Below are 23272 nucleotides of genomic sequence, written 5' to 3'. Positions count from 1 at the left end.
GATCATCGGCTAGGATCGACGCAACTTTCAGGCCGTTTGGATAACTCCCATGTCTGCGACAGCATCGTTTATTCGCCAAAGCCAACTGCTGGGCCGCTTGGTGCTCGATCGCGCCACTACGGAAACTCTGGGCCATGTGGCCGCCCTGTGGGTGGATCCGCGAGCAGCCCGGGTGTTGGGGATTGTGATTCGATCGGGGCCGTTGCCGCTGAATTTGTCCCTGAAGTTGCCGCTGGGTGGCCCGTTGCGAGCCTGTGCCTGGGGTCAGGTGGTGGCGATCGGGGCCGATAGCGTGTTGGTGGACATAGGAACCCAAGGGGAGAGCCTGCAACAGCCGGAGGGAGCCTTTGACCTTGTGGGTCACGAGGTTTGGACTGACGGAGGCAATCGAATTGGTACGGTGGCGGATCTGGAGTTGGATCCGGCCGTGGGCCGGGTCGATCGCTACCTCTTCCGGCGTGAAGGCGTGGCGGATGTGGCCTATAGCGTGCCGGCCGGAGCGGCCATCAGCGGCGGGCCCAAGCGGCTGTTGGTGGTGACCCAAGCGGCCGAAGCGGCCGAAGCGGTTCCTTTGACGGCCGCTTGGGATCAGGCTTTGGATTCGGTGCAAACTTCGGTGCAAACCACCCTGCGCCAAGTGCAGGAAAAGACGAAGCCGATCGCCGAAACGGCCCGCAGTCGGTTTGCAGATTTGGCCCGGGAAGCCCGCGATCGGGCCAAGTCTTTGGCGGACACGGCCCGCACCCGCGCCACGGAGCTGACAGAAACCATGCGCGATCGCGCCGATCGCCTGACCCAGGAAAGTCAGTCACCCCAGCGCGATCGCCCCGCTGGAAATTTGCCCGCCGCCCCAGAGAATGCTGCGACGGATGATGATGATCCGATCGACCTGTGGGATGAAGATTCCCCCGCGATCGACACGCCCGCAAGCCCGATCGAAACCGATTCCCACCAGCCATCTCAGCCACCTAACGCCTAGGAAGCGCCTCAAGGCTGAATCATGCGTCTTCGCCATTGGCTGACTGTAATGAATCCTGGGCAGAAGGGCGATCGGGCGGCTGCACTGGCAACAAGTTCTGTTCTTTCAGATAGCCCAACAGCCAATTCACCGCCGTTGCCCGTCGGGTTTTGCGGGGCACTAATTCCCCCACCTTGTAGCCCTTGAAGCCCAAATATTCCTTCAGCAATTGCTTATTCTCGGCGGGAATCGATCGAGTCAGCTTCACCGTGGCTGGGCGGCTTTCAATAAAGTTCGGCGGTTCTGGATAATCCCCTTGCCAGTCCGCCGGAGCCAACCAAGCTTGGGTGTTTGGATCCCATTGGTAACCCAACCCATGCCACAGCAGTTGATTTACCCGGTCATCCTCTAGTTGATCGTCTAAAATGTCCCACAGCAGCTCGATCGTGAGACTGGGCAAGCGATCGGGAAATCCATCCGGTAACGCCACCGTTGAGCGTTCCGTGCAGTTTGGCTCCTGACAACTACTCATGAAAGACCTCTTTTCAGAACCGCAATCAACTTATAAGTCTTATCAATTTATTACATCAAAAAATGGCATCAAATTGTAATGAAATCCAATCAATGATATTCAATCAATCAAATTAAATTTATTCTATCTTGATATTCATTCCTGTAATTCCTTGACTCGATCAACACCCAGTTTTCTCTAAATCTTCTATCTTGACTGTCCTCTTGCATTCACCCTGGAATGATTCAGCATTGGTCTAGTCCGCACTTGATCGCAAAATCATTCCTCGCTCTAACAGCCTGAACCAAAACCTAATCATCGGGATACAGGAAAAACGCAACTCTCGATCGCTCGACTTTGGAGTCCCATTGCATTTTCTTCTTCATCCAATCTTTAATTTAAGTAATCATCAACCAATCTTTGCTGAATCTTTAAAAATCCCCCTTGATTCCGCCAAATCTTAAAGCTAAGTTAGATTCCATAAGGGGTCATAAAAGCGACGCGGAATGCCACGCGGTCGAACTTTGCTCTAAATACCCATCCTCCTGTGGAAGATATGAAATCTTGGTTTGCCCCCAGCGTTGCACTTGCAACCATTTCGCTGAGTTCCATCGCAGCTCCCGCCCTTGCCCTCAGCATCAGCTACTCCGATGCCTACGTGCCGGATGCCAGCACGGTTACAACCCTGAATGCTATTGATGCATTTACGGGCGGCCTCACAGACGCAGAAGCCCGAAATGGCCTTTATGGTTTCACGGATATTGAAGAAGTCCTGTCGATTCAGAAGTTCGATCCTAGCCTTGGAACTCTGAAATCAGCCAAGTTGACCTTTGATACGGGACTTTGGCAAAAGGCTTACTACGAGCACCTCGGTCGTTTGCGCCCCGGCAACGCAGCAGCCATCAAATTTGATTTTGAGGCTAATTTAAACCTGACATCCAGCGGCGGCACGTCAGTTTTTGATATTCCCCTCACGGGTGCTCATGATTTTACGGCATCCTCATTTGATGGAACCCAAGACTTTGCTGGCACTTCGGGCCGGAAGTTTGCTACTTCTTTGAACGGTCAATATCAACAAACCAAAACCATCACTGATGCCGCAGCTTTGGCTGGCTTCATCGGTGCTGGTTCGATCGACTACACCTTCTCCGCTTCGGCTCTGTTCAGTGTCTTTGGCCCTGGTAACTTGAGTGCCGGTGTGCTGACCCTGGCTAAAGGTGCGCTGCGGGTTGATTACGAATACGAAAAAGAATCCACTTCAGTGCCAGAACCTACCGCGCTGTTGGGTCTTGGTTTGGTGGCTGGTGGGGCAATGGTTCAGCGTCGTCTGCGGGCTGCAGCACCCCGGAACTAGGTTGCAAGGCCTGTCAATGGCAGCTCGGAACTAGCGCGTCAGTCGATCGAACCCTAGCCAATTTAGGGATGAGGCTGGGGGACTGAAAAGATAGCCCGAGCTGTTCTTGACTGCGCTCCTGTGGACTGCACAACTGAATTGCACAAGTTGGTACTGTTGAGATTGGGTTTGGCGATCGCTGAACCCAATCTTTTTTTGCATGATGTTGATGCTGATCGAAGTATTTTGATGATTCTGCTAACGATTTGGCGGCTAGAATTGCTTGTTTTGAATATGCCTTAGGCGCTATAGGTCATCAGGATTCAAGCCTAATTCCCGCAGCTTGGCTGCCAGGCGATCGGCTCGCTGCTTTGCTGTCTGAGCTTGTTCTTCGAGGGCTTGAGTTTCGACTGCAAGGGTCTTGGCTTGGGACTGGAACAGTGCCGATCGCTCCTCGGGAGTCAGGTAGCGATCGCCCGCTTCGTTGAACCAATAGAGCCATTCGCGATCGATCGCTTGGAACGAGCCAAATTGCCGGCCAATTCCTAATTCCAATTCCGGCATCCAGAACGGTTCACCACTTTGCCGTTGATAAACCCCATCAATTAGTTTGTAAATCTCAAAGGGATCGTGGCGATCGCGCTGATAGTGATCGGGGTTATAAATGCAGTAATACAATACCCCTAAATCGGCGTAGCGCAGCAGTTTTTGATCGTATTCGCCGCCCTTGGTTTTCGAGACAATTTCCAACACGAAAATGGGCGGAATTTCATCCTCCATCCACATCGCATAGCTCAACCGCAACTGGTCGCCCCGCTGCCTGGGAACGCCCACACTCAAGAACCCATCGGGACAGAGGGCGGGCTGGAGCTGGCCATTTCGATAATAGAAAATGCCCATGTCCACATTCCAAGTCCAATCGGCGCGATCGCTCCAGAGCCAAGCCAGGATCGAGAGCAAAAGATTGGGCAACAAATTTTGAATTTCGTGATCCACAGGCTCGTCATCGGAGGACGGTAAGTTGAGGTATTCGGCGTAACCGGGCTTGCGGATCTCCAACATGGTTCACGCTCCTGAAAGTCAACCCCGTAGGGGCGTACGGCCGTACGCCCCTACCCGAATTGGCCTTGATCACTTTGGCTCGCCTGCATCCGACGGATTAGACGAATTGACCTGGAATTGATGGTGTAGAAAATCAACACCTATGGCCATTTTAATCATTGTGATTGGGCTGGGGCTAGCACACAACTGATCGCTTAAACCATCGCACCTACCAAGGCCGCGGGTCGATCGCCCAAGGATTCCACCTGCCAGCGATCGAGTTCGCCCAGGGAGCGATCGCGGTATTGGCCGTAGCGTTCCTGTTTGTTGCGGATCTTGGTCGGCAGCTCCGGCAGGATGCCAAAGTTGGGCGGCATCGGCTGGAAATGCTTGGGTGAGGCGGAACTGATGAACTCGAACAGCGCGCCGCTCATGGTCACGGGGGGCAGGGCAATCGGCTCCAGACCGCGGGCAATCCGGGCTGCGTTGGTTCCCGCCAGCCAGCCGCCGGCCGTGGCCGCCGTGTAGCCCTCCGTGCCGATCAGTTGGCCCGCCGCCAGCAAGGTGGCGCGGCCCTTGAACTGCAAGGTGGCGCTCAACAGTTCCGGCGCGTTGATGAAGGTGTTGCGGTGCATCACGCCCATCCGCACAAACTCGGCATTTTCCAAGCCGGGAATCATCCGAAACACGCGCTGTTGCTCGCCCCAGCGCAGGTTGGTTTGGAAGCCGACTATGTTCCACAGTTGCCCCGCCTTGTCTTCCTGGCGCAGTTGCACCACGGCGTAGGGGCGTTTGTCGCGGTTGGCGGGGTCGCGCCCGTCGCCCAGTCGGGAATCGAACAGGCCCACGGGTTTCAGGGGGCCGTAGCGCATGGTGTCTTCGCCGCGCTGGGCGAGTTCTTCGATCGGCAGGCAACCCTCAAAGAATTTGGCACTTTCGCGATCGAAATCCTTCAGGGGCGCTTGTTCCGCCGCGCAAAGGGCCTGATAGAACTGCAAATATTGCTCCCGGTTCATGGGGCAGTTCAAATAGGCCGCCTCGCCCTTGTCGTAGCGGGAAGCCATGAAGGCCACGTCGCGATCGATCGATTCGCCCACCACGATCGGGCTAGCCGCATCGAAAAAGCTCATATAGTCCCGGCCCGTGAACTGCCGCAGATCATCGGTCAAGTCCGGGCTGGTCAGGGGTCCCGTGGCCAACACCACCACGCCATCGGTGGGAATTTGCCGCACTTCCTCGCGCCGGAAGTCCACCAGCGGATGTTGCGCCAGAGTTTCGGTCAGGTCGCGGCTAAACTCCGCGCGATCGACCGCCAACGCCCCGCCGGCCGGCACGGCATGGTGATCCGCCTTGCCAATCACGATCGACCCGAGCCGCCGCAATTCCTCATGCAGCAGGCCGGCCGCGCGATCGGCAGACATGGCCCCAAAGGAGTTGCTACAAACCAATTCCGCCAAATGTTCCGTGTGGTGGGCGGGGCTGAGGCGTTCGGGCCGCATTTCATAGAACACCACCGGCACGCCCGATCGCGCCACCTGCCAGGCCGCTTCAGTGCCGGCCAGCCCACCGCCAATCACATACACCGGCTGTAAATTCGACATGGCTTACCTCAGCGATCGCCCAAACTTGCAGGAACCAAGATGAATAGCTTATAGCAATTTGATTAGGGCGATCGGCGTTTAGCAATCTCTTCCCTGTGATGAAGTGGAGGGGTATTTACAGTAAAAGGCTAAAGCCTTCTGCACTTGTAAAACCGAAGAGGAGACTACCTGTGCATCTAGTTACTGACTAAGGATGCATCTGCATTTTGGATCATTCCCAGAATGATTTCACACCAATAAACAGTCATGTTTACTGATCTCTAGGGAAATGATGCTAGCTTCTGTGGGATGAGCGGACGGAGCAAGCAGTGAGCTATAAAACTCAGGACTAAATCCCTCGTTCAGGTAGCAGTAGCGAAAAATCCGAATCAAATCTGATCGCTGATCTCTTCCAAACTTGTCCTCTAGCTCGTAGAAGCTGGGAATCGGATTTCCCTGTACCCAAAGTGCATCGACATAGGTAAGGACTTCATCCATGAATTCCTGGCCGATACTGTAAATTTCAGCAAATGGGTCAAGATCATCACACCAGTGGGTATGAAAATATGGAAACATTCTTACCGACACTGCGAAGTAATAAGCAGGATCAATGCGCAGCTTACCTTCATGATCAATACCATTGAGCATGATTTGGGCACGATAGGTCTCGTATGCTGCTCGTAGTAATGCGGTGTCCATTGTTTAGATGTTGACGTGAGCGTGAGCTGCATGACTTTTTATATTTGGCCATGCTTGTATACATACTACATTCACATGAAGTACTGTGTGAATGACTTTATAAAGCTTTTATTAAAATCTAAAATTACCTAATTTGTAGAGATAGAGCATGATCATTTTGACGCTGATTGCCAACTAGCATGGCTACGGATAATTATTTTCAGCAGCTTGAGGACTATTTTGATTTCCAGCTTTTCTACAGATTCACAATATTCACAGCAATATTCAGTTTTCAAGGTGGAGCGATCGCCCGTTAGCCGTGGACAGAGGCAGCGGTTAATTGCCCTTTTCGCTGAGTGCGATCGACGACCCCGAGGGTGTCTCCTGAATCGATCGAATGGATGATGCGCCCCAACCCTGGCCGAGCCGCTGGACTAGGTGGCGATCGATGGCTGAAATTCTGGATTGCATAAAACACGGTAAATCGATAGAGTTATCGTACTTTTAGAAGAGCTGCTGCCTATCCCCAGCCAGCGCCAGCCTTTTTGCCGCCTCCCCGTGACCGATCGACCTTGAGAGACTTTACGTTCCATGTCTGATTCTCTGCCGCTCGACGCTTACCGGTTTGAAACCCTGCAAGTCCACGCCGGCCAAGACCCCGCGCCGGGAACCAACGCCCGCGCCGTCCCGATTTACCAAACCACCTCTTACGTGTTTGACAGTGCCGATCATGGAGCGCGGTTGTTTGCCCTCCAGGAGTTTGGCAACATCTACACGCGGATCATGAATCCGACGACCGATGTGTTTGAGAAACGGGTGGCGGCCCTCGAAGGCGGTGCGGCAGCTTTGGCGACGGCCAGCGGTCAGGCGGCCCAGTTTTTGACGATCGCCACGATCGCCAGTGCCGGTGACAACATCGTGTCCACCAGCTTTCTCTACGGCGGAACCTACAACCAATTCAAGGTGGCCCTGCCGCGCTTGGGCATTGAGGTGAAGTTTGTGGATGGGGACGATCCTGAGGATTTCCGACGGGCGATCGATGATCGCACCAAGGCCCTCTACGTCGAAACGATCGGCAACCCGCGCTTTAACATCCCCGACTTTGCAGCCCTCGCGGAAATTGCCCACAGCCACGGCATCCCGCTGATTGTCGATAACACCTTTGGTTGCGGCGGCTATCTGTGCCGCCCGATCGACCACGGCGCAGACATCGTGGTCGAATCCGCCACCAAATGGATCGGCGGCCATGGCACCTCGATCGGCGGCATCATCGTTGACTCCGGCAAATTTGACTGGGGCAGCGGCAAGTTTCCCCTGTTCACCGAGCCGTCACCCGGCTACCACGGCCTCAACTTTCACGAAGTCTTTGGCCCCGGCAGCCCCTTTGGCAACATCGCCTTCATCATCCGTGCGCGGGTTGAAGGCCTGCGCGATCTGGGGCCCGCCCTAAGTCCGTTTAACGCCTTCCTGTTGTTGCAAGGGCTGGAAACCCTGTCCCTGCGTGTCCAGCGCCATGCGGATAATGCCCTCGCCTTGGCCCAGTGGTTGACGGAGCAACCGCAAGTAGCCTGGGTCAGCTATCCCGGCTTGCCCGATCACCCCTACCACGATCGGGCGAAACAGTACCTCCGAAACGGTTTCGGCGGCGTGCTGAACTTTGGCATCCAGGGCGGCCGGGAAGCCGGGCGCACCTTCATTGATGGCCTGAAGCTGGCCAGCCACTTGGCAAACGTGGGCGATGCCAAAACCCTGGTGATTCACCCCAACTCAACCACGCACCAACAACTGAGCGAGGACGAACAGCGATCGGCTGGCGTGACCCCCGACCTGGTGCGCGTGTCGGTGGGAATTGAGCACATCGACGACATCAAGGCAGATTTTGCCCAATCCTTTGCCACGATCGCGGGAGCGTAACGATCCATGAGTGGTTTAAATTCCGCAGTTTTAGAAGACGTGCTGGCGGCCAACGATCGCTATGTGGCCTCCTTTGGCGACAAGGGCGAGTTACCAATGCCGCCCGGTCGGCAATTTGCGATTTTGACTTGTATGGATGCGCGGCTCGACCCGGCGAAATTTGCCGGTTTGGCTGAAGGCGATGCCCATGTGATTCGCAATGCGGGTGGGCGAGCGAGTGATGACGCGATTCGATCGCTCGTGATTTCCTACAAACTGCTGGGCACTCGGGAGTGGTTTGTGATTCACCATACGAACTGCGGCATGGAAACCTTTACGGGGCGCACGATCGCGGGCTTGTTGGCCAGCAGCCTAAAAACGGCCACGATTGACGAAACCGGCTGGCATGATTCCGGCGATGGGCCCGGCTCCAAGGCCGGTGAGTTCATCGCTTGGCTGACGATCGATCACCTGGCCCAGAGTGTGACCGACGACGTGACCCGGATTCGATCGCACCCGCTGGTTCCCGCCAACATTCCGATCTACGGCTACATCTACGACGTAAAAACGGGGCGACTGCTGGAAGTGCCAGAGGCCACCGCGATCGGCCGCGCCGCCTAGGGCCTGCCATCTAGCGCCCATGGTGGTTTCTGCGAATTAGCCCGCTCTTGAGAAAATCCGCCCCACCCCTGAGCCAGGGGCTAATCAACCTGGCTCGGTTTTTGTTCACTCTGTGCTGAAAGTTCTATGCAGTGGCAACAGTTTGTTTCGCCAGCAACCCAGGTTTACGAGTTGCCCGCTCCCTTGAAATTGGAATCGGGCGAGGCGTTGGTGGGGGCCCAAGTGGCCTATCGCACCTGGGGGCAACTCAATGACCAGCGGAATAATGCCGTTTTGGTTTGCCATGCGCTGACGGGCTGGGCCGATGCGGATTTGTGGTGGGAACCGCTGCTGGGATCGGGACGCGCCCTTGACCCCGATCGAGACTTCATCATTTGCAGCAACATTCTGGGCAGTTGTTACGGCACAACCGGGCCCACTTCAACAAATCCCGTGACCGGTGTGCCCTATGGGCCAAACTTCCCGGCCATTTCCGTGCGGGATATGGTGAAGTTGCAGGCGATTTTGCTGGATGCGTTGGGGGTAGGGACTCTCGCTTTGGTGATTGGCGGATCGCTGGGTGGGATGCAGGTGCTGGAATGGGCCGTGACTTATCCTGAACGGGTGCGGGCGATCGCCCCAATGGCTTGTTCCGGGCGACATTCCGCCTGGTGCATTGGCCTCGGTGAAGCCCAGCGCCAAGCAATTTACGCCGATCCGGATTGGTGCGAGGGGTTCTATCCGCCCGATCGCCCGCCGGCCCGAGGGCTGGCCGTGGCCCGGATGATGGCCATGAGCACCTATCGATCGTGGACGAGCTTTGAAACCCGCTTTGGTCGGCAAGTGCAACCTGATGGCGATCAGAACCACAGCGATGCGGCTGTGGACGCTAACTTTGCGATCGTCAACTATTTGCGCCACCACGGCCAAAAACTCGTTGAGCGCTTTGATGCTAATACTTACGTTGCCTTGACCCAAGCGATGGATCGGCATGATGTGGGGCGCGGGCGATCGGGCGGCTATCCAGAAGCACTGCGTAGTATTCAGCAACCGGCGTTGGTGGTGGGGATCGATTCCGATATTCTTTATCCGCCCCACGAGCAGCAGGAAATTGCTGCTTTGATGTCCCATGCCCATTTGGAATGGTTGAGTTCTAACCACGGCCACGACGCATTTTTAATCAATACCCAAAGGCTGAATCGTCTTGTGCTGGAATTTCGCGATCGCTTTGGGATTTAGTTTTGATTAGAGATGAGCCTGTTGACTGGAACTGAGAACGATTTTGGCGATGTTGGCCCATGCTCCTAACGATTAGGAATTAGCGGCCAAGTTTAGGGTCGTGGCGAGCATCGAGCCTCTGCTCAAAGGTCAGCTAGCCCAACCGTAGCTGCGGAGATGTTTGCCACAGTAGCCGATCGCCACTTTTTCGGTTTCAAAGTCCAGCTCAAAATAAATTTGCAAGTTGTGGACTGCGTTGTTTTTGCCCAAGGTGAGATGTTTAAACATCCGCTGTTTGCGGCCCCCATGGCGAAAGTCCCGATCGCTCCCGTATCGAGAACCGGTGACTTGGTGTTCCGTGGGCTTAAAGTCCAAACCATAGGCGCGGAAACCCTCCCGCCAACCGCCCATCGATCGCCCTTCCCGTTTTGCCAGCAGGGAGGCGCGGCCAATTTCCGCGATCGCCCGTAAAGCTTGATAAACCTCACTGGGGCGACCAAATTGGGACTCGGCCGCAGCCGATCGGGCAGAATCCCAAATTTCCAACACATCACCAAATTGCTGTTCCGCCGTTTCCACCGCCGCCAACACCGTTTCAAAGGCCCCTGCACAGACTAACTCGTCCGTTTCCGAGTCGTTTTCTCCCGCCTCGGCCGGTTTGGGTTGATATTGCAACAGGCTGGCCAAGTTGCTTTGGCTTGTGTTTAGCTCCGCTTCCAATTCCGCCACGTAATCCCGTAAATGGGATAGTTCCCCTTGGAGAGCGGCTTGCTCATCCCAGGTTTGTTCCACATCGGTGCGAATGGCTTCCAGGTCGGCCCGCTCCTTTTGCAGCAGCCGATCGCGCTCTTGGAGTTGGGTTTTCAGCGCCTCAATCGTCCGTTGGTGTTTGGTGGCCTGCTCCTCCAGGGTTTCCAGTTGCAGTTGTAGCGATCGCTGGCTGGTTTCCAGGGTTTGGCGTTCGTGGCTTTCGTGATCCAAATCTCGCTGCAACCGCTCCAACCGTTGTTGATAGCGCCAGCGATCGAGCACCCGCATGGACACCACTCCGATCGTCAGTCCCCCCAAGGCTTGGGCCGCATTTTGCCACAGGGCCCCTTGGCCCCAGGCGGAGTCTGTCACCTCCACGCTGGCCAGCCCCAGGGTGGATCCGTGGCTAACCACACTGCCCACGCCCACCACTGTGCAAAAAGCCACCACGCTCAACCCCAAGAGCGCCAATAACCGCATTCGATCGCCTGTTTCCATACCCGAATTAAGACCGCCGACCTGTGTGAGAAGCTTCCTCGATTGTAGACGCGCCACTCTGGATTGTGTGGCCCCTACCCGTCATGATTTCCAAAGCGAGGGATTATCAATCCCTATTGTTTTGGGAGTTTAAACTAATGTTAAAAGTTGATTGTGAAAGCAACGGTTTAAAACGAAGATTTTAAGCCAAGGTTTAAAGCCAATTCTAAGGTTGCCCTCTGTTTGTGATTGAGGGACAGTTGAGCGGCCTTCATGCTTGATCAATCTTGATTTGGTCTTGACTGTGCTTCAATTCGCTTGAATTTGACCTTGGTTTGACCGTGCTTTAGCTTGGGCTTAGTTTGGATTGAGCTTTGATTGGAGTTGGACTAAGTTTGGAAGAAACCTGAGTTGAACTGGAATTAAAAAACCGGGAGAATCCGTTCAAGATTCCCCCGAATCTGTATTCATTCATCCTTCTAGGTCAGCAATTGCACTGAAACGGAAGTGCAACATCATCGCTCAAGATCAAAGTTCAAAGCCAAAGTGAAAAACCGCAGGGCAACGCTTTCAACCATGGGCCAGTTACCCTAGCCGATCGACAGCTTCACAACCTTGTTCTTTTCTTCTTCCACCTTGGGCAACCGCAGTTCCAAAATGCCATTTTGATAGTTAGCAGTAGCTTGGGCATTTTGCACGCGGGTAGGCAACGAAATCACTCGTTGAAACTTGCCGTAACGAAATTCGGTGCGAAAAGCGCTGTCTTCTTGGACGGTTTTCTCGGAGCGTCGCTCACCAGCGATCGAAACCGACTCCGCCGTCACTTCCACATCAACGGTTTTCGGATCAACGCCCGGTAGCTCCAGGCGCAACAATAGCGCATCAGCGGTTTCTTCCAATTCCGCAGCCGGTGCGTGGTGCAATTCCGGATCGATCGCCAAAGGAGTCATCAGTGCGCCATCCAAGAGTCGATCAAAACGACGACGGAGCGACTCAATTTCTCGATAGGGTTCCCAACGGATCAAGGTCATTTTAGCCACCTCACGAACTCCTGAAATCAACAATTTGAGAGAAGGGTTTGCTTGAGGATCAACCTCAAGAATCGAGTTCAATCTTGCTCGAATTGATTCAATTTTGCGTGGAGCGTTTTGCTCTGCACAATCTCAAGATAACTCGCTCAAACAGAAGCTAGATTCGGTTTGCACGACCCATTCAAGGGCAGTTCCCACACCTGAGTTTTCAGAAGCCATTGGCTGAGACATTGTGTTGAAAGCCAAACTGTTGACCCAACTGCTGACCAAACTGCCTAATCGCTTTTGTTGCTGGCTGCTGAGGCTTAATCGAAGAAATAAAAATGCTAAAAAGGCGCAGTGATCTTGCAATCAAATTAAGATAGTTGCAAGGATGAAAACCGTACTTAAGCGGGCTTGAAAACCGATAATTTGTCCGATGACAGCCGGAAATTCAGCGGGGCCTGAACCGGGTGCTTAACTGGGTATGGGAACTGTTGTGGGGATGGATGACAGGATGGACTTTGGGATGAATTGGGGGATGAATTACGGGTCTGGCTGTTCGATCGAGCCTGCTCTGTTGGCGCTCCCAACCACGGACAGCGATTGGCGGTGGCTGGCGGGTGGCATGGGGCTGTTGGTGTTGTATTTACTGGCTTCGGCGGCAACGGAAATGGGAACCCGTCGCCCGATCGGGTGGCGATCGCCCAAGCACCCATCAAGGGACGCGGCCCCATCAGCGGGCGATCAAGAATCGTCTGTGCCTCCCCAGCCCTAGGAAAACCTTTTAAGATCGAGCAGTTGCGGCCCAGGGATCCGACCCCAAATCGAAACCAATCGCATTGAAATTGCATTGAAATTGGATTGCGCCTTGCTTTGAGATTGATCGAACCCCGATCAAATTGCCCATGAATGTTCAGGAACTCCTCGCCATGTTTTTTGGTTTAAAGCAAAAGTCCACGATGCCCACCGCCAAGGAAGCGTTACCGGGGCGATCGACCAAAATGCCCATCAAGAATCAGCATTTTGTGAATGGCAACCCGATCGAGGGGCCCTTCCCGGCCGGTCTGGAAACGGCCCTGTTTGGGTTGGGTTGTTTTTGGGGAGCCGAGCGCAAGTTTTGGCAAACCCCCGGCGTATTTTCCACGGCCGTGGGCTATGCGGCCGGGCACACACCCAACCCCACTTACCACGAAGTTTGCACGGGCCTGACGGGCCACAACGAAGTGGTGCTGGTGGTCTATGACCCGCAACAGGTGAGCTACGAGCAACTGTTGAAGGTCTTTTGGGAAAGCCACAACCCCACCCAAGGGATGCGCCAGGGCAACGATGTGGGAACCCAATATCGATCGGGCATCTATACCTACAACGAAGCCCAAAAGGCGGCGGCGATCGGCTCCAAGGAACAGTACCAAGGGGCCCTGACCCAAGCGGGCCATGGGGACATCACCACGGAAATTCTGGATGCGCCGGAGTTTTACTACGCGGAAGACTATCACCAGCAATATTTGGCTAAAAATCCCGGCGGCTATTGTGGCCTGGGCGGCACGGGGGTGAGCTGTCCCGTGGGCTTGGCGGTTTAGGGTTCGTTGCTGTGTCTGTTTCGGCCGTTGGTTGTCTGGGGGTTGTCCTGGGGGCCCGGCGGCCGATCGTTCCTTTGTTGGCCCCGGTGGGCCCCTTGCCATGAGCGCGATCGCGATCGATCTTCAGCCGGACTTGGCCTTGGACGATGCCACCTTTGCCCGCATCTGTCGCCACAATCCCCACTGCAAATTTGAACGAACCGCCGCAGGAGAATTAGTGATCGTGGCCCTCACGGGAGGCAGAACGGGACAGCGCAACTCACGCCTCACGGCGCGGTTGGTGTTGTGGAATGAAGAGACGGGCTTGGGCGAGGTGTTTGACTCTTCCACGGGGTTTAAACTGCCGAACGGAGCCATTCGATCGCCCGATGTTGCTTGGGTCAGTCGCGATCGCTGGTTAGCCCTCAGCGCCAAGGAACAGGATAGCTATCCGCCCCTTTGTCCTGATTTTGTGGTGGAGCTAAAGTCGCCCAGTGATGACTTGGGCCAAGTGCAAGCGAAGATGCAGGAATATCTCAACAATGGGCTGCGTTTGGGGTGGTTGCTGGATCCGGCGGAGGCGATCGCCCAGATCTACCGACCCGATCGCCCGGTGGAAACCCTGAAATCCCCCACCACCTTGAGCGGTGATAGTTGCCTACCAGGTTTTTCACTCTCGTTGTCCGGCATTTTGGATTCCTGATTCCTAGATTTTGAATTCCTAGGAGGTTGATTGGGGAGCGGCCTGAGGGGCTGGTGATCGTTGGCCAAACATGGCCGTGATTGCCGCGTCGAGGGTGGGTTGCATCACAATTCGATCGCCATGGGCCACCACCAGCCGAATCAGGGTCGGCAGGCCGCCCGCATCGGCCGCGAGATACAGCGGCTCCACATAGAGAATGGAACGCCCGATCGGGATGGCGACCAAGTTCCCTTGAATCACCTTGGAACCCTGGCGATTCCAAAGGCTAATTTGGCGTGCAATGTCCGGATCCTGATTAATGCGGGCTTCCACCTGCTCAATCCCAAACACCAGCCGATCCTTGGGGAATTGATAGAGCAAGAGTCGGCCGTAGCGATCGCCATCGGAGCGGGCCGCCAACCAGCCAATCAGGTTGCTGCGCCTGGCGGGGCTGAAGGGCAACAACTGCACAAACTCCGGTTGGCTGGTGCCGGGCAGTTGCATCAGGGCAAAGTAGGGCTGAATCGGTTGGGGCTGGTTGCCGTAAATTTCGTTGGGAATTTGCCACAAATCCTCCCGGTTATAGAACTCCTGGGGATTGCTCATGTGATAGGTCAGCAGCTTTTCCGATTGCACGGCAAACAGATCGATCGGGTAGCGGAAGTGCGATCGAATGGCCGGCGGGCATTGGTCGATCGGGCGCAAGAGTTCCGGGAACACCGCTTGCCAACTGCGAATCAGCGGATCATCCCCATCGGCCACATAAAACCGCACCGTGCCGTTATAGGCATCAATCACCGCTTTTACGGAATTGCGAATGTAATTAAAACCGGCGCGGCTGGGTTCGGAATAGGGATAACGGCGGCTGGTGGTGTAGCCATCCACAATCCAAAACAGGTGGCTGCGGCGATCGAACCCATCGGCATCCGTCGCCGATTGCAGGTTCACGGCCACGGCGTAGGGATCGCGATCGAACTGCAAGAAGGGGGCGATCGTCCGCACCCGTTCCCGCACATTCCGCCGCCAGAGCAAGCGCGTGTCCGGCGTGAGGTTATTGGTCAGCAGTAACTGCCAATCGCGTAGATAGGCCGCCAACAGCCACCGCTTCCACCAGTGATCGCCCAGTAGCACCCCGCCTTGACCGTCGTAGTGGTTATAGGCGTTGTCATTGCCTCGGGGATAGTCCAACTCTTGGGCTGCGGTCGGAGCCAGGATGTAGGTATTGGTCAGCTCACCAAAGTAGACCCGGGGCCGATCGAGGGGAATGCCCTGGCTCACCTGTTCATTGGCGGCCCGCAGGATGCCGCCGCCCGTGTCATCAGTGCCGGAACCAATATCCCGAACCCAATAGAGCGGTAGGCCACCGGCTCCCACTTGGTTGGCGGGACTGAGGGTGAAGCCATAGCCGTGGGTGTAGACCAAATGGCGGTTCAGCCAAGTTTGGGCCGGGGTTGACAGGGCGGTGGTGTCCAACTCCCGCATGGAGAGGATGGTGGGATGGAGGGTCGATCGGTCTGTGGCGGCCGGGGCCGAGTTGGGCCGATCGGGCAATCGGTACCGATCGAGGTCTGCGTTGGCAAAGCGGTAATAGGAGCGAATTTGTTGTAACTGCCGATTGGTATCTAGCAGCGGGTTCGTGTCCCAAAGTCGCACACTGTCGAGGGTGGGTTCATAGGTTTGCAGATCCGCCGCGCTGAGGGTGGCTTGGGGGTCAAAGGATTCCGCTTGCACCCGATCGAGGCCAAACGCCGATCGGGTAAAGGCAATGTTGCGCTCAATGTAGGGCCGTTCCCGTTCCAGCTCGTTGGGTTCCACAATTGCCCCCTGCACCGCCTCGGGCAACAGAAAACCCAGACTGATGCCCCCGATCGCGTAGCACAACAGCCCGATCGCCACCAACCGGGGCGGCAAATCCGGCCGGCGATCGCCCGTGGGTTGTGCCACCCGGCCATCCAGCCAACGCCGAGGTTGCAACCCCGTCAAGGCATAGCCCAGCAGCCAAACCCCACTGCCCAAGGACACCAACCCCAAGCCAATGTTGGCTGGCAACTGCACGCGAATATCCGCAAAACCGGCTCCATAGGCAGCACCTCGGGTGGAATTGAGCAAATCAAAACAGGCAACCCCGGCACTGATGCCCGCTGCCAACAACACCAACCCCAACAGGCCGCAGCCATGCCGCCATTCCCCCACCGTGAAGCCGGGAAATCGCCCCCGGGCCAAGGATTTCTGACTGAGCAGGTAATATAGCCCCACCAACAGGGCCGACCAAAGCAACAGCCCGATCGCCCAAAACTCCAACAGTTCCACCAGGGGCAAGCCAAACACAAACCAGCCCACATCCAACCCAAACACCGGATCCACCTGCTGAAATCGGCTGGGGTGGGCGGCCAGCAAAATCGTTGCCCAATGTTGGGAGCCAATCCAGGCAAAGTTCAACGCGGCGATCGCCCCCAAGGCCCGCAAGCCCCACCTCGGCGCGATCGCCCCCAGGGCCCAAAGGCATCCCGGCAGCGCCAACCACCACCATTGGCCCGATCGCAACGGCTCCAGCAGTTCCCATAACAACAGCGGTTGCAAACGAGGAACCGCCGTGGGTAAGGCTTCCCGCCCCGCCGTCCAGCCAATTTGCCCGTAATGCACCACCAGCAGGGCCAACCCCAGGGCCAACAATCCCGACACCAGCAGCAACGGCAGCAAATCTAGCCGGCCGCCCACCAGCCGTTCCCCGCGCGGTTCGATCGCCCGAGGCATCACCCACCAGGGGCGATCGGGATCAGGGCCCAGGGCCACCGACTCCCGGCGATTGAGCTGTTCCGCCAGCCACAGATTGCCCCACAGCACCGCCAACGACCCGATCGCCCCCACCCCAAACAGAGCCGCCTGCACCGCCAGCCGCATCCACCAAAGGGAGCCATAGCCCAACTGGCCAAACCAAAGGCCATCCCCCAGCCAGCGCACCGCCAGCCCGATCGCCAGCACAAAACCCAACCCGCCCAGGGCCCACCGCCAGGGTTGCCGCCTGGCTCGATCGGGGGCCGCCATGGGGGGCGTTGAATTGACAGCCAAGGGCGATCGCGTCCGGGTCATCGAAAGTCTCCAGCCTCAATGAACGTTGTCTAGCGGAATGTTGGAAAAAAAACAACTGCTCCGCGCCGCCGCCCCTGGGCAACAGCCACCATCAGGCCGACGATTGAGGCGATTTAAAGGCCTGACGCACTTTGGGCCGAAACAGGTAGAACAAAATCAAAAGGGCGATCGTCAATTGAAACCCCAACTGCGACAGGGTTGAGGCCGGAACTGAAGCCGATCCTAGGGCGATCGAACTCACAAGCGACTGTCCCAAACTCAAAACCTGCAAAATCTGCCAAATTAATGTCAAAATCCAAGCCCATTGCTTCAACTTCCAGAGGCCATATCCCAGCAATCCCCCCACCAGCGAGAGCAACACCCCAATTCCCCCAAACACCAAAATCAACGTCGGAACCATCCCCAGCATCATCGCTTGGGCTTGCGGATCTGAATTGGAACCGGCGGTTTGGAGTTGCAGTTTGAGGCTCTCGATCGTGCTATCCACTAAAAATTGCCGCCATTGGGGAATCACCAACACCGACAAACTGAGCAAGAACCCAAAACCACTATAGAAAAACTGCAAGCCCGCCAGAATAGTCACACCTAAGGGGCGCTTGGTCATAATTTTTGGATTGATTGCCAGATTACGCCTCGGTTATAGCAACGAAATTCCGAAACGTTCTGGGGCAAATCGTGCTATTTCTGCAAGGGTTAAGCAACAGTGCTTGATTTAACGCAAGTATTAATCAGCTCTCAAATCAATTTGAGTCACAACAAATCATCTTCCTATTTATTTTATGAGTTACCTCTTGGGTTCTCTAAATCTGTACCCTCTTTCTTGTAAAGCTTCTTCAACTGATTTGTAGCACCACCTAGGTTTTATTGTTAGGTATTTGCCATGGGATGCGCTCCAAATAATGCCGTCATAGCCATCTTCTGTACCATGTAAGGTTACTTTTACAGGATAACCAAGTGGGCAAGTTGGTTCAGTATCTCGATTATCTGGAGGACAGCCACCTGTGAAACCTTCCTCTTTACGTATTGCTTCTAGTTTATTTTGCTGTTCTTCAACTTTTTGCTGTTTTCGAATACGGTCTTCTCTTATTCGTCTTTGTCTTTCTCTCTCTATTAATTTAGACTGAATTCTTAGAGCTTCACTTTTTTCTCTAAGATATTCACTTTTCGCTAATGCAAAATCTCGAGATATCTCTAATACTTCCAGCGTGGATAAAAAACCTGATGCTTCCTTGAGAATTTCAGGATGGCTTTCTAATATTCTTATTGCTTTTTGTATGGTTTTGATTCTCGCCGCAAGCTCTAGTTCAGAAAGGCTTTCAAGCTGTATTGCATTGAATCTTGAAATTATACTTAAAGTTTTAGAAACTTGACTATCGATCTGTACTGATTGATTTTCAGAAAGATATTGAGGACATAAAACAGAGAACATTCCTGCAGCAAGAGTTCCTAAGAAAATTGAGAGGAGCAGTAAGGGAATTTGCCACCAAATTAAATAACCTGAAGCACATAGTGCTCCTGTAACTAAAATCAGCTCGAACCAGGCTTTAGAACCTTTTTCTGTAGAGAAAATTCCTAAAGCAAAGAGCTTTACCAGCAATGACAATAATTCGTAAGGATATCTGAAGTCGGTGTGATTATTATGCAGTTGTCTCAATAGCATCGTCAAACTTAGCACGTCGCTGTTATTTCTGAGACCTTAGGCGATAAACCCGTGTTCGATTTGGATCATTCTCAAGGTTAATAGTGTATTGTGCTGTTTTGAATCCTTCTTTACTCAAAGTAATGTCAACAGTCGTTCTCTCTGGAATTTCTATTTGCACAAAACCATCAGTATTAGTTCTTCTAACTTCTGGTGCTCCTTTGAACAAAAATCGAATTTCTACGTTTTCGAGCGGAGTTGATGACTCAGACTCAATCACGATGTCAATATTCACTAGTTTTTTAGGTATGTTCTGCGACGAGTCATTCGTTGCCTCAGGTTGACTACTGAGCTTTGGAATCTCCACTAGTCCAGCAATAACAAAAGCTGTCAATAAAACTCCGAAACTTATTTTGACAAAGACTGGCCAATCTTTAAAGTTTTGCATCTTGTTACAGATACTGTAAATTTAGTTTGTCTTCTGATGATGAAACATTGCCACTGACAATATAACATGCAAATTCACAATAATTGGTAACAAAAAATAAAAATAATAATGCTTTGCTGACACTCTACTCTAAGTCCTTGTCGCACTCTGTGAAAAGGGATTGCAGCAATACTGATCTGTTTCCTGTTGACTAAATTTCAGCCAATTCATGTTATTTGTGCTGGGAATCCTTGCGATCGCCCCGGCCCATGAAAACGAAAGTTTCGCCCCTGAACCCGATTTGGCTGTTTCTGATTGCCTTTGCCACGGTGGTGGCGGCCTATGGCGGCAAGATGAAACCCCTGACGGAGGCTTCCTTCAAAGGGGCGGGCAGCGCGGTGGAACTGGCGATCGGGCTGGTAGGTTCCATGGCCCTGTGGTTGGGGATTATGCGGGTGGCGGAGGAAGCTGGGTTGATGCAGGCGATCGCCCGGGCGATTCGGCCCGTGATGGTGCGGCTGTTCCCGACCGTGCCGCCGGAGCATCCCGCCATGTCCGCCATGATCATGAACCTGGCGGCCAACGCGCTGGGCTTGGGCAACGCAGCCACGCCCTTGGGTCTGAAGGCCATGAAAGAACTCGATCGCCTGAATCCCAACCCCGGCACGGCCACCAACGCCATGTGCTTGTTTTTGGCAATTAACACGGCCTCGGTGACGCTGATTCCGTTGGAAGTGATCGCCGTGCGGGCCAGCGCGGGCACGACCCAACCGGCCTCGATTGTCCTCACCACCTTGATTGCCACGGCGATCGGGACAACGGCGGCGGTGCTGGCCGCTAAGTTTGCGGCCCGTCGATCGCCTGATCCAGCCCCGGTGATTGAGCCAACCGAGCCGATCGCATCCGCAACCGATGATGCAGAGGCGATCGAACCGGCCGTGGACACCGCCCCGCCGCCTGTGTTGCATCCCCCCAGCCGTGTCGGTCAACTGGTCTTTGGTGGGTTGGTGCTGGCTTTTCTCGGGGCGATCGTTCAAAAGGTGATCCGCCACGGTTTCGGCTTTGTCTTCAGCTTGGAAGGCTTCACCACCATTTCCAACTGGGTGCTGCCGATGTTTATCAGCGGCTTCCTCATCTATGGCTACTTTCGCGGCGTGCGCGTCTATGAAGCCCTGACCGAGGGGGCAAAGGAAGGCTTTGAAATTGCCGTGCGGGTGATTCCGTTTATGGTGGCGATTTTCGTGGCGATCGGGATGTTTCGAGCCAGCGGCGCTTTGGAACTGTTGACCAACCTGCTCACCCCCGTCACTGCCTTAATTGGAATGCCTGCCGAAGCGCTGCCCATGGCCCTGATTCGGCCGCTGTCCGGGAGCGGCGCGTTTGGGTTCATGTCGGAAATTGTGAAAGCCAATCCCAACAGCTTCCTGGCGGATTTGGTTTGCACCATGCAGGGCGCATCGGACACCACGTTCTATACGCTGGCAGTCTATTTCGGCAGTGTGGCGATTATTCGGACGCGCTATGCCTTACCGGTGGGGCTGTTTGCGGATGCGGTCAGCGCGATCGCCTCGGTGTTGGTTTGTCGGTTGCTGCTGCCGGGCGCGGCCTAGGCGATCGCGCTGATGCCTAGCCCAATGAGAGACCCCTCACCGAGTCTGGTGTGTTGGAAGTTCAATCGTAAAAGTTGTTCCTACACCAATTTCTGACTCACAAAATAGCCTGCCACGATGATTTTCAGTAATGATCTGATAGCTAATCGAAAGCCCGAGTCCTGTGCCCTTTCCAATTGGCTTGGTTGTAAAAAATGGATCAAAGATATTGGACATAATTTCCTGAGTCATTCCCGATCCATTGTCACTAACTGCGATTTTGATTTTTTGCTCAGAGATTTCTTCTGTCTGAATCTTAATCTGAGGATGAATTTCTGGTGTCTTGGATCGTTGATTCAAGCTATCAAGTGCATCAATAGCATTCATCAACACACTCATCAATACTTGGTTAATTTGTCCTGCATAACACTCAATCAATGGTAATTCACCGTAATATTTGCAAATTTGAATTTCGGAACGATGGTCAGTTGCTTGCAGTCGGTGTTGCAGAATCAGCAGAGTACTTTCAATTCCATCATGAATATTGACTACTTTAAGTTTTGCTTCATCTAATCGTGCAAAATTACGCAATGACAAGACAATTTCGCGGATCCGCTCAGTGCCAATCTGCATTGACTGAAGAGTCTTGATGATATCCTCTTGCACAAAAATAAGATCAATTTCGTCAATTTTATCTTGCAACGTAATCGGAAATTGTGGAATTTGTTCTTGACAAGCTTGAATCACCCCAATCAAGTCCTGAACGTAGCTAGTGATATGGACTAAGTTGCTATGAATGAACCCCAGTGGGTTATTAATTTCATGAGCAATACCAGCTACCATCTGCCCCAAAGATGACATCTTCTCAGACTGAATCATCTGAATTTGGGTGTGATGTAATTCAGATAATGCGCTATCCAGTTGAGTATTTTTGGCGCTGAGATCTTGAACGGCAACTTCTAAAGCTTGAGCTTGTTTGTGAAGAAATTCCTGATATTGTTTGATTTGATTGGTTGAACTCTTTAGGGACTGGGCTAGCAGTCGAATTTCATTATTTGGTAATCCTTCAGGCATCACAAATTGGTCAATGCTATTCAGGCTGACAATTGCATTTCTGAGTTGCTTGAGGGGGCGCAAGAGAATGCGATGGATCCACATAGCCATGAGGATCAGTGTCAGAGCAATACCAAAAATATAAATGAGAACTGTTATTGAGAGAGCTTGTACTGCCTGTTTACGAAGGGCATCGGCATCGAGAATAACGATTGCCAGCCCCCGACGGTTAGCCTGACCAAATAAGGTGTTGCTAAACGGTAGTACTGAAACCAAGACGCTATGACGATCAATTCTCGTACTGAAACTAGTTGGTAAACCGGTTTGAGCTGCTTGGTCTAGAACTTCTGTGAATGGAGAGGGTAAGGCTGAAAAGGACAAACGAGTCGGAAACGTATCACTCTGGGCTAAGACCTTGTTCTGGGGATTAATCACCGCGACTTCCATCACTAGCGGTAAGGTGGCATAGTTCTGGACGACCCGCTGAATAATACTGGTGTTACGCAGTTCGATTAATCCTTCGCCGGTGTTACCTAGTTCAATTAATCCTTCGATGGAAAAAACGACACCTTCAGTAATGGATCGGGCCTGTTGTTTTAACTGCTGATCTATTTGTTTATCAGTCAATAGAGCACCAAGAGCCATAATAATAAAACCAGCAATCAACAGTGAAAATAAAACACCCCATATCAGTTGTTGAAACAGATAAAATCGATGCTGTTGCTTTATGGGTTTCATTCTATTGCTTTATAGATTAAGGTTGGATCAATCAGTATCTTCTTTTGAATAATGTGATTGTTATGAGGATTGGCCTTCAGTAATTAGATAGTTTCTATCTTTGCTGATTGCAGCCGACCCTGAGCTGCAAAGATTTATTGGTTTAGATCTCGGTCACCCTCTTTTAGTCCAGCATAATTACTGGCAGGTAGTGCCTATGAAGTAATAATAGGCTAGTGAAAGTCTTTCAGCGTCAGCAATAAATTGCTAGAAACCATGACTGAATTACGGCACTACCTGATTCTTTAAATTTTTTGTGGCTCCTCATAATAAGTTTGCTTGAATAGAAGAGAAACAGGTAACTAGTAAGATAGTCTTTGTCATCACTTCCTGACTTTCTCTCATCATTCTACCTAAATACTACTAGCGGCCGTTTCCACCGAGACTGAACCATCGAGATGTCC

20 protein-coding genes are annotated in these 23272 nt (G+C 53.5%); 9 read left to right on the top strand and 11 right to left on the bottom strand.

The features are described from left to right. Positions 1–49 precede the first annotated feature (49 nt). Positions 50–979, top strand: a complete 930-nt coding sequence (locus H6G52_RS10470; RefSeq protein WP_190528147.1) for a PRC-barrel domain-containing protein — start codon at positions 50–52, stop codon at positions 977–979. Positions 980–998: 19 nt separating this feature from the next. Here the strand turns inward: H6G52_RS10470 and H6G52_RS10465 are convergent, their stop codons facing one another. Beyond that, the gene (locus H6G52_RS10465) at positions 999–1418 is read right to left on the bottom strand and encodes a DUF1823 family protein (protein WP_242026322.1); all 420 of its coding nucleotides are present in this window, start codon (positions 1416–1418) and stop codon (positions 999–1001) included. Between the two features lie 607 nt (positions 1419–2025). Here H6G52_RS10465 and H6G52_RS10460 point away from each other — a divergent pair. Further along, entirely contained in the window at positions 2026–2823 is a 798-nt protein-coding gene (locus tag H6G52_RS10460) for a choice-of-anchor E domain-containing protein (RefSeq protein WP_242026321.1), read from the top strand. Between the two features lie 285 nt (positions 2824–3108). Here the strand turns inward: H6G52_RS10460 and H6G52_RS10455 are convergent, their stop codons facing one another. The 3 genes from H6G52_RS10455 to H6G52_RS10445 all read right to left on the bottom strand — a co-directional run bounded on the left by H6G52_RS10455 (position 3109) and on the right by H6G52_RS10445 (position 6122). Beyond that, the gene (locus tag H6G52_RS10455; RefSeq protein ID WP_190528141.1) at positions 3109–3864 is read right to left on the bottom strand and encodes a Uma2 family endonuclease; all 756 of its coding nucleotides are present in this window, start codon (positions 3862–3864) and stop codon (positions 3109–3111) included. A 194-nt stretch (positions 3865–4058) separates the two neighbouring features. Then, entirely contained in the window at positions 4059–5444 is a 1386-nt protein-coding gene (trmFO, locus tag H6G52_RS10450; protein ID WP_190528139.1) for an FADH(2)-oxidizing methylenetetrahydrofolate--tRNA-(uracil(54)-C(5))-methyltransferase TrmFO, read from the bottom strand. Between the two features lie 228 nt (positions 5445–5672). Beyond that, a complete protein-coding gene (locus H6G52_RS10445) occupies positions 5673–6122 on the bottom strand; it encodes a hypothetical protein (RefSeq protein WP_190528137.1) in 450 nt (149 codons plus the stop codon). Positions 6123–6692: 570 nt separating this feature from the next. Between H6G52_RS10445 and H6G52_RS10440 the strand changes: the two genes are divergently transcribed. The 3 genes from H6G52_RS10440 to metX all read left to right on the top strand — a co-directional run bounded on the left by H6G52_RS10440 (position 6693) and on the right by metX (position 9833). Further along, on the top strand, positions 6693–8015 hold the full coding sequence (locus H6G52_RS10440; RefSeq protein ID WP_190528135.1) for an O-acetylhomoserine aminocarboxypropyltransferase/cysteine synthase family protein: 1323 nt from the start codon (positions 6693–6695) through the stop codon (positions 8013–8015). Between the two features lie 6 nt (positions 8016–8021). Next, positions 8022–8615, top strand: coding sequence for a carbonic anhydrase (locus H6G52_RS10435; protein ID WP_190528133.1), 594 nt, complete (start codon positions 8022–8024; stop codon positions 8613–8615). Positions 8616–8741: 126 nt separating this feature from the next. Continuing rightward, entirely contained in the window at positions 8742–9833 is a 1092-nt protein-coding gene (metX, locus tag H6G52_RS10430; RefSeq protein ID WP_190528130.1) for a homoserine O-acetyltransferase, read from the top strand. 129 nt (positions 9834–9962) lie between these two features. Here metX and H6G52_RS10425 read toward each other — a convergent pair whose 3' ends face one another. Both H6G52_RS10425 and H6G52_RS10420 read right to left on the bottom strand, forming a co-directional pair. Further along, on the bottom strand, positions 9963–11060 hold the full coding sequence (locus H6G52_RS10425) for a hypothetical protein (RefSeq protein ID WP_190528128.1): 1098 nt from the start codon (positions 11058–11060) through the stop codon (positions 9963–9965). Between the two features lie 569 nt (positions 11061–11629). Continuing rightward, complete coding sequence (locus H6G52_RS10420; protein ID WP_190353693.1) at positions 11630–12070, bottom strand: Hsp20/alpha crystallin family protein; 441 nt, start codon at positions 12068–12070, stop codon at positions 11630–11632. Between the two features lie 520 nt (positions 12071–12590). On the opposite strand from H6G52_RS10420, the gene H6G52_RS10415 reads away from it, so the two are divergent. The 3 genes from H6G52_RS10415 to H6G52_RS10405 all read left to right on the top strand — a co-directional run bounded on the left by H6G52_RS10415 (position 12591) and on the right by H6G52_RS10405 (position 14314). Beyond that, complete coding sequence (locus H6G52_RS10415) at positions 12591–12827, top strand: hypothetical protein (RefSeq protein ID WP_190528127.1); 237 nt, start codon at positions 12591–12593, stop codon at positions 12825–12827. A 154-nt stretch (positions 12828–12981) separates the two neighbouring features. Further along, positions 12982–13632: a peptide-methionine (S)-S-oxide reductase MsrA gene (gene msrA / locus H6G52_RS10410; RefSeq protein WP_099534929.1), complete on the top strand. Its 651-nt coding sequence runs from the start codon at positions 12982–12984 to the stop codon at positions 13630–13632. Positions 13633–13663: 31 nt separating this feature from the next. Continuing rightward, positions 13664–14314, top strand: a complete 651-nt coding sequence (locus tag H6G52_RS10405; protein WP_370567692.1) for a Uma2 family endonuclease — start codon at positions 13664–13666, stop codon at positions 14312–14314. Positions 14315–14332: 18 nt separating this feature from the next. Here the strand turns inward: H6G52_RS10405 and H6G52_RS10400 are convergent, their stop codons facing one another. From H6G52_RS10400 to H6G52_RS10385, 4 genes are all read right to left on the bottom strand, one after another. After that, positions 14333–17383 carry a UPF0182 family protein gene (locus tag H6G52_RS10400; RefSeq protein ID WP_190528125.1) on the bottom strand — a complete coding sequence of 1017 codons (3051 nt, stop codon included), beginning with the start codon at positions 17381–17383 and terminating at the stop codon, positions 14333–14335. 91 nt (positions 17384–17474) lie between these two features. Further along, complete coding sequence (locus H6G52_RS10395) at positions 17475–17987, bottom strand: hypothetical protein (RefSeq protein WP_190528123.1); 513 nt, start codon at positions 17985–17987, stop codon at positions 17475–17477. Between the two features lie 180 nt (positions 17988–18167). Further along, entirely contained in the window at positions 18168–18986 is an 819-nt protein-coding gene (locus tag H6G52_RS10390) for a hypothetical protein (protein WP_190528121.1), read from the bottom strand. Positions 18987–19065: 79 nt separating this feature from the next. Beyond that, positions 19066–19470 carry a carboxypeptidase regulatory-like domain-containing protein gene (locus H6G52_RS10385; RefSeq protein WP_190528119.1) on the bottom strand — a complete coding sequence of 135 codons (405 nt, stop codon included), beginning with the start codon at positions 19468–19470 and terminating at the stop codon, positions 19066–19068. 248 nt (positions 19471–19718) lie between these two features. Here H6G52_RS10385 and H6G52_RS10380 point away from each other — a divergent pair, with 248 nt between their 5' ends. After that, positions 19719–21059: a nucleoside recognition domain-containing protein gene (locus H6G52_RS10380; protein ID WP_190528117.1), complete on the top strand. Its 1341-nt coding sequence runs from the start codon at positions 19719–19721 to the stop codon at positions 21057–21059. A gap of 36 nt (positions 21060–21095) precedes the next feature. On the opposite strand, the gene H6G52_RS10375 is transcribed toward H6G52_RS10380, so the two are convergent. After that, positions 21096–22829, bottom strand: coding sequence for a sensor histidine kinase (locus H6G52_RS10375; protein WP_190528116.1), 1734 nt, complete (start codon positions 22827–22829; stop codon positions 21096–21098). Between the last annotated feature and the right edge of the window lie 443 nt (positions 22830–23272).

Origin of the sequence: Limnothrix sp. FACHB-881 (genome assembly GCF_014698135.1) — a bacterium.
Lineage (GTDB): Bacteria > Cyanobacteriota > Cyanobacteriia > CACIAM-69d > CACIAM-69d > CACIAM-69d.
The sequence above is the reverse complement of the archived record's forward strand: the minus strand, read 5'-3'. Positions and strand labels throughout refer to the sequence as shown.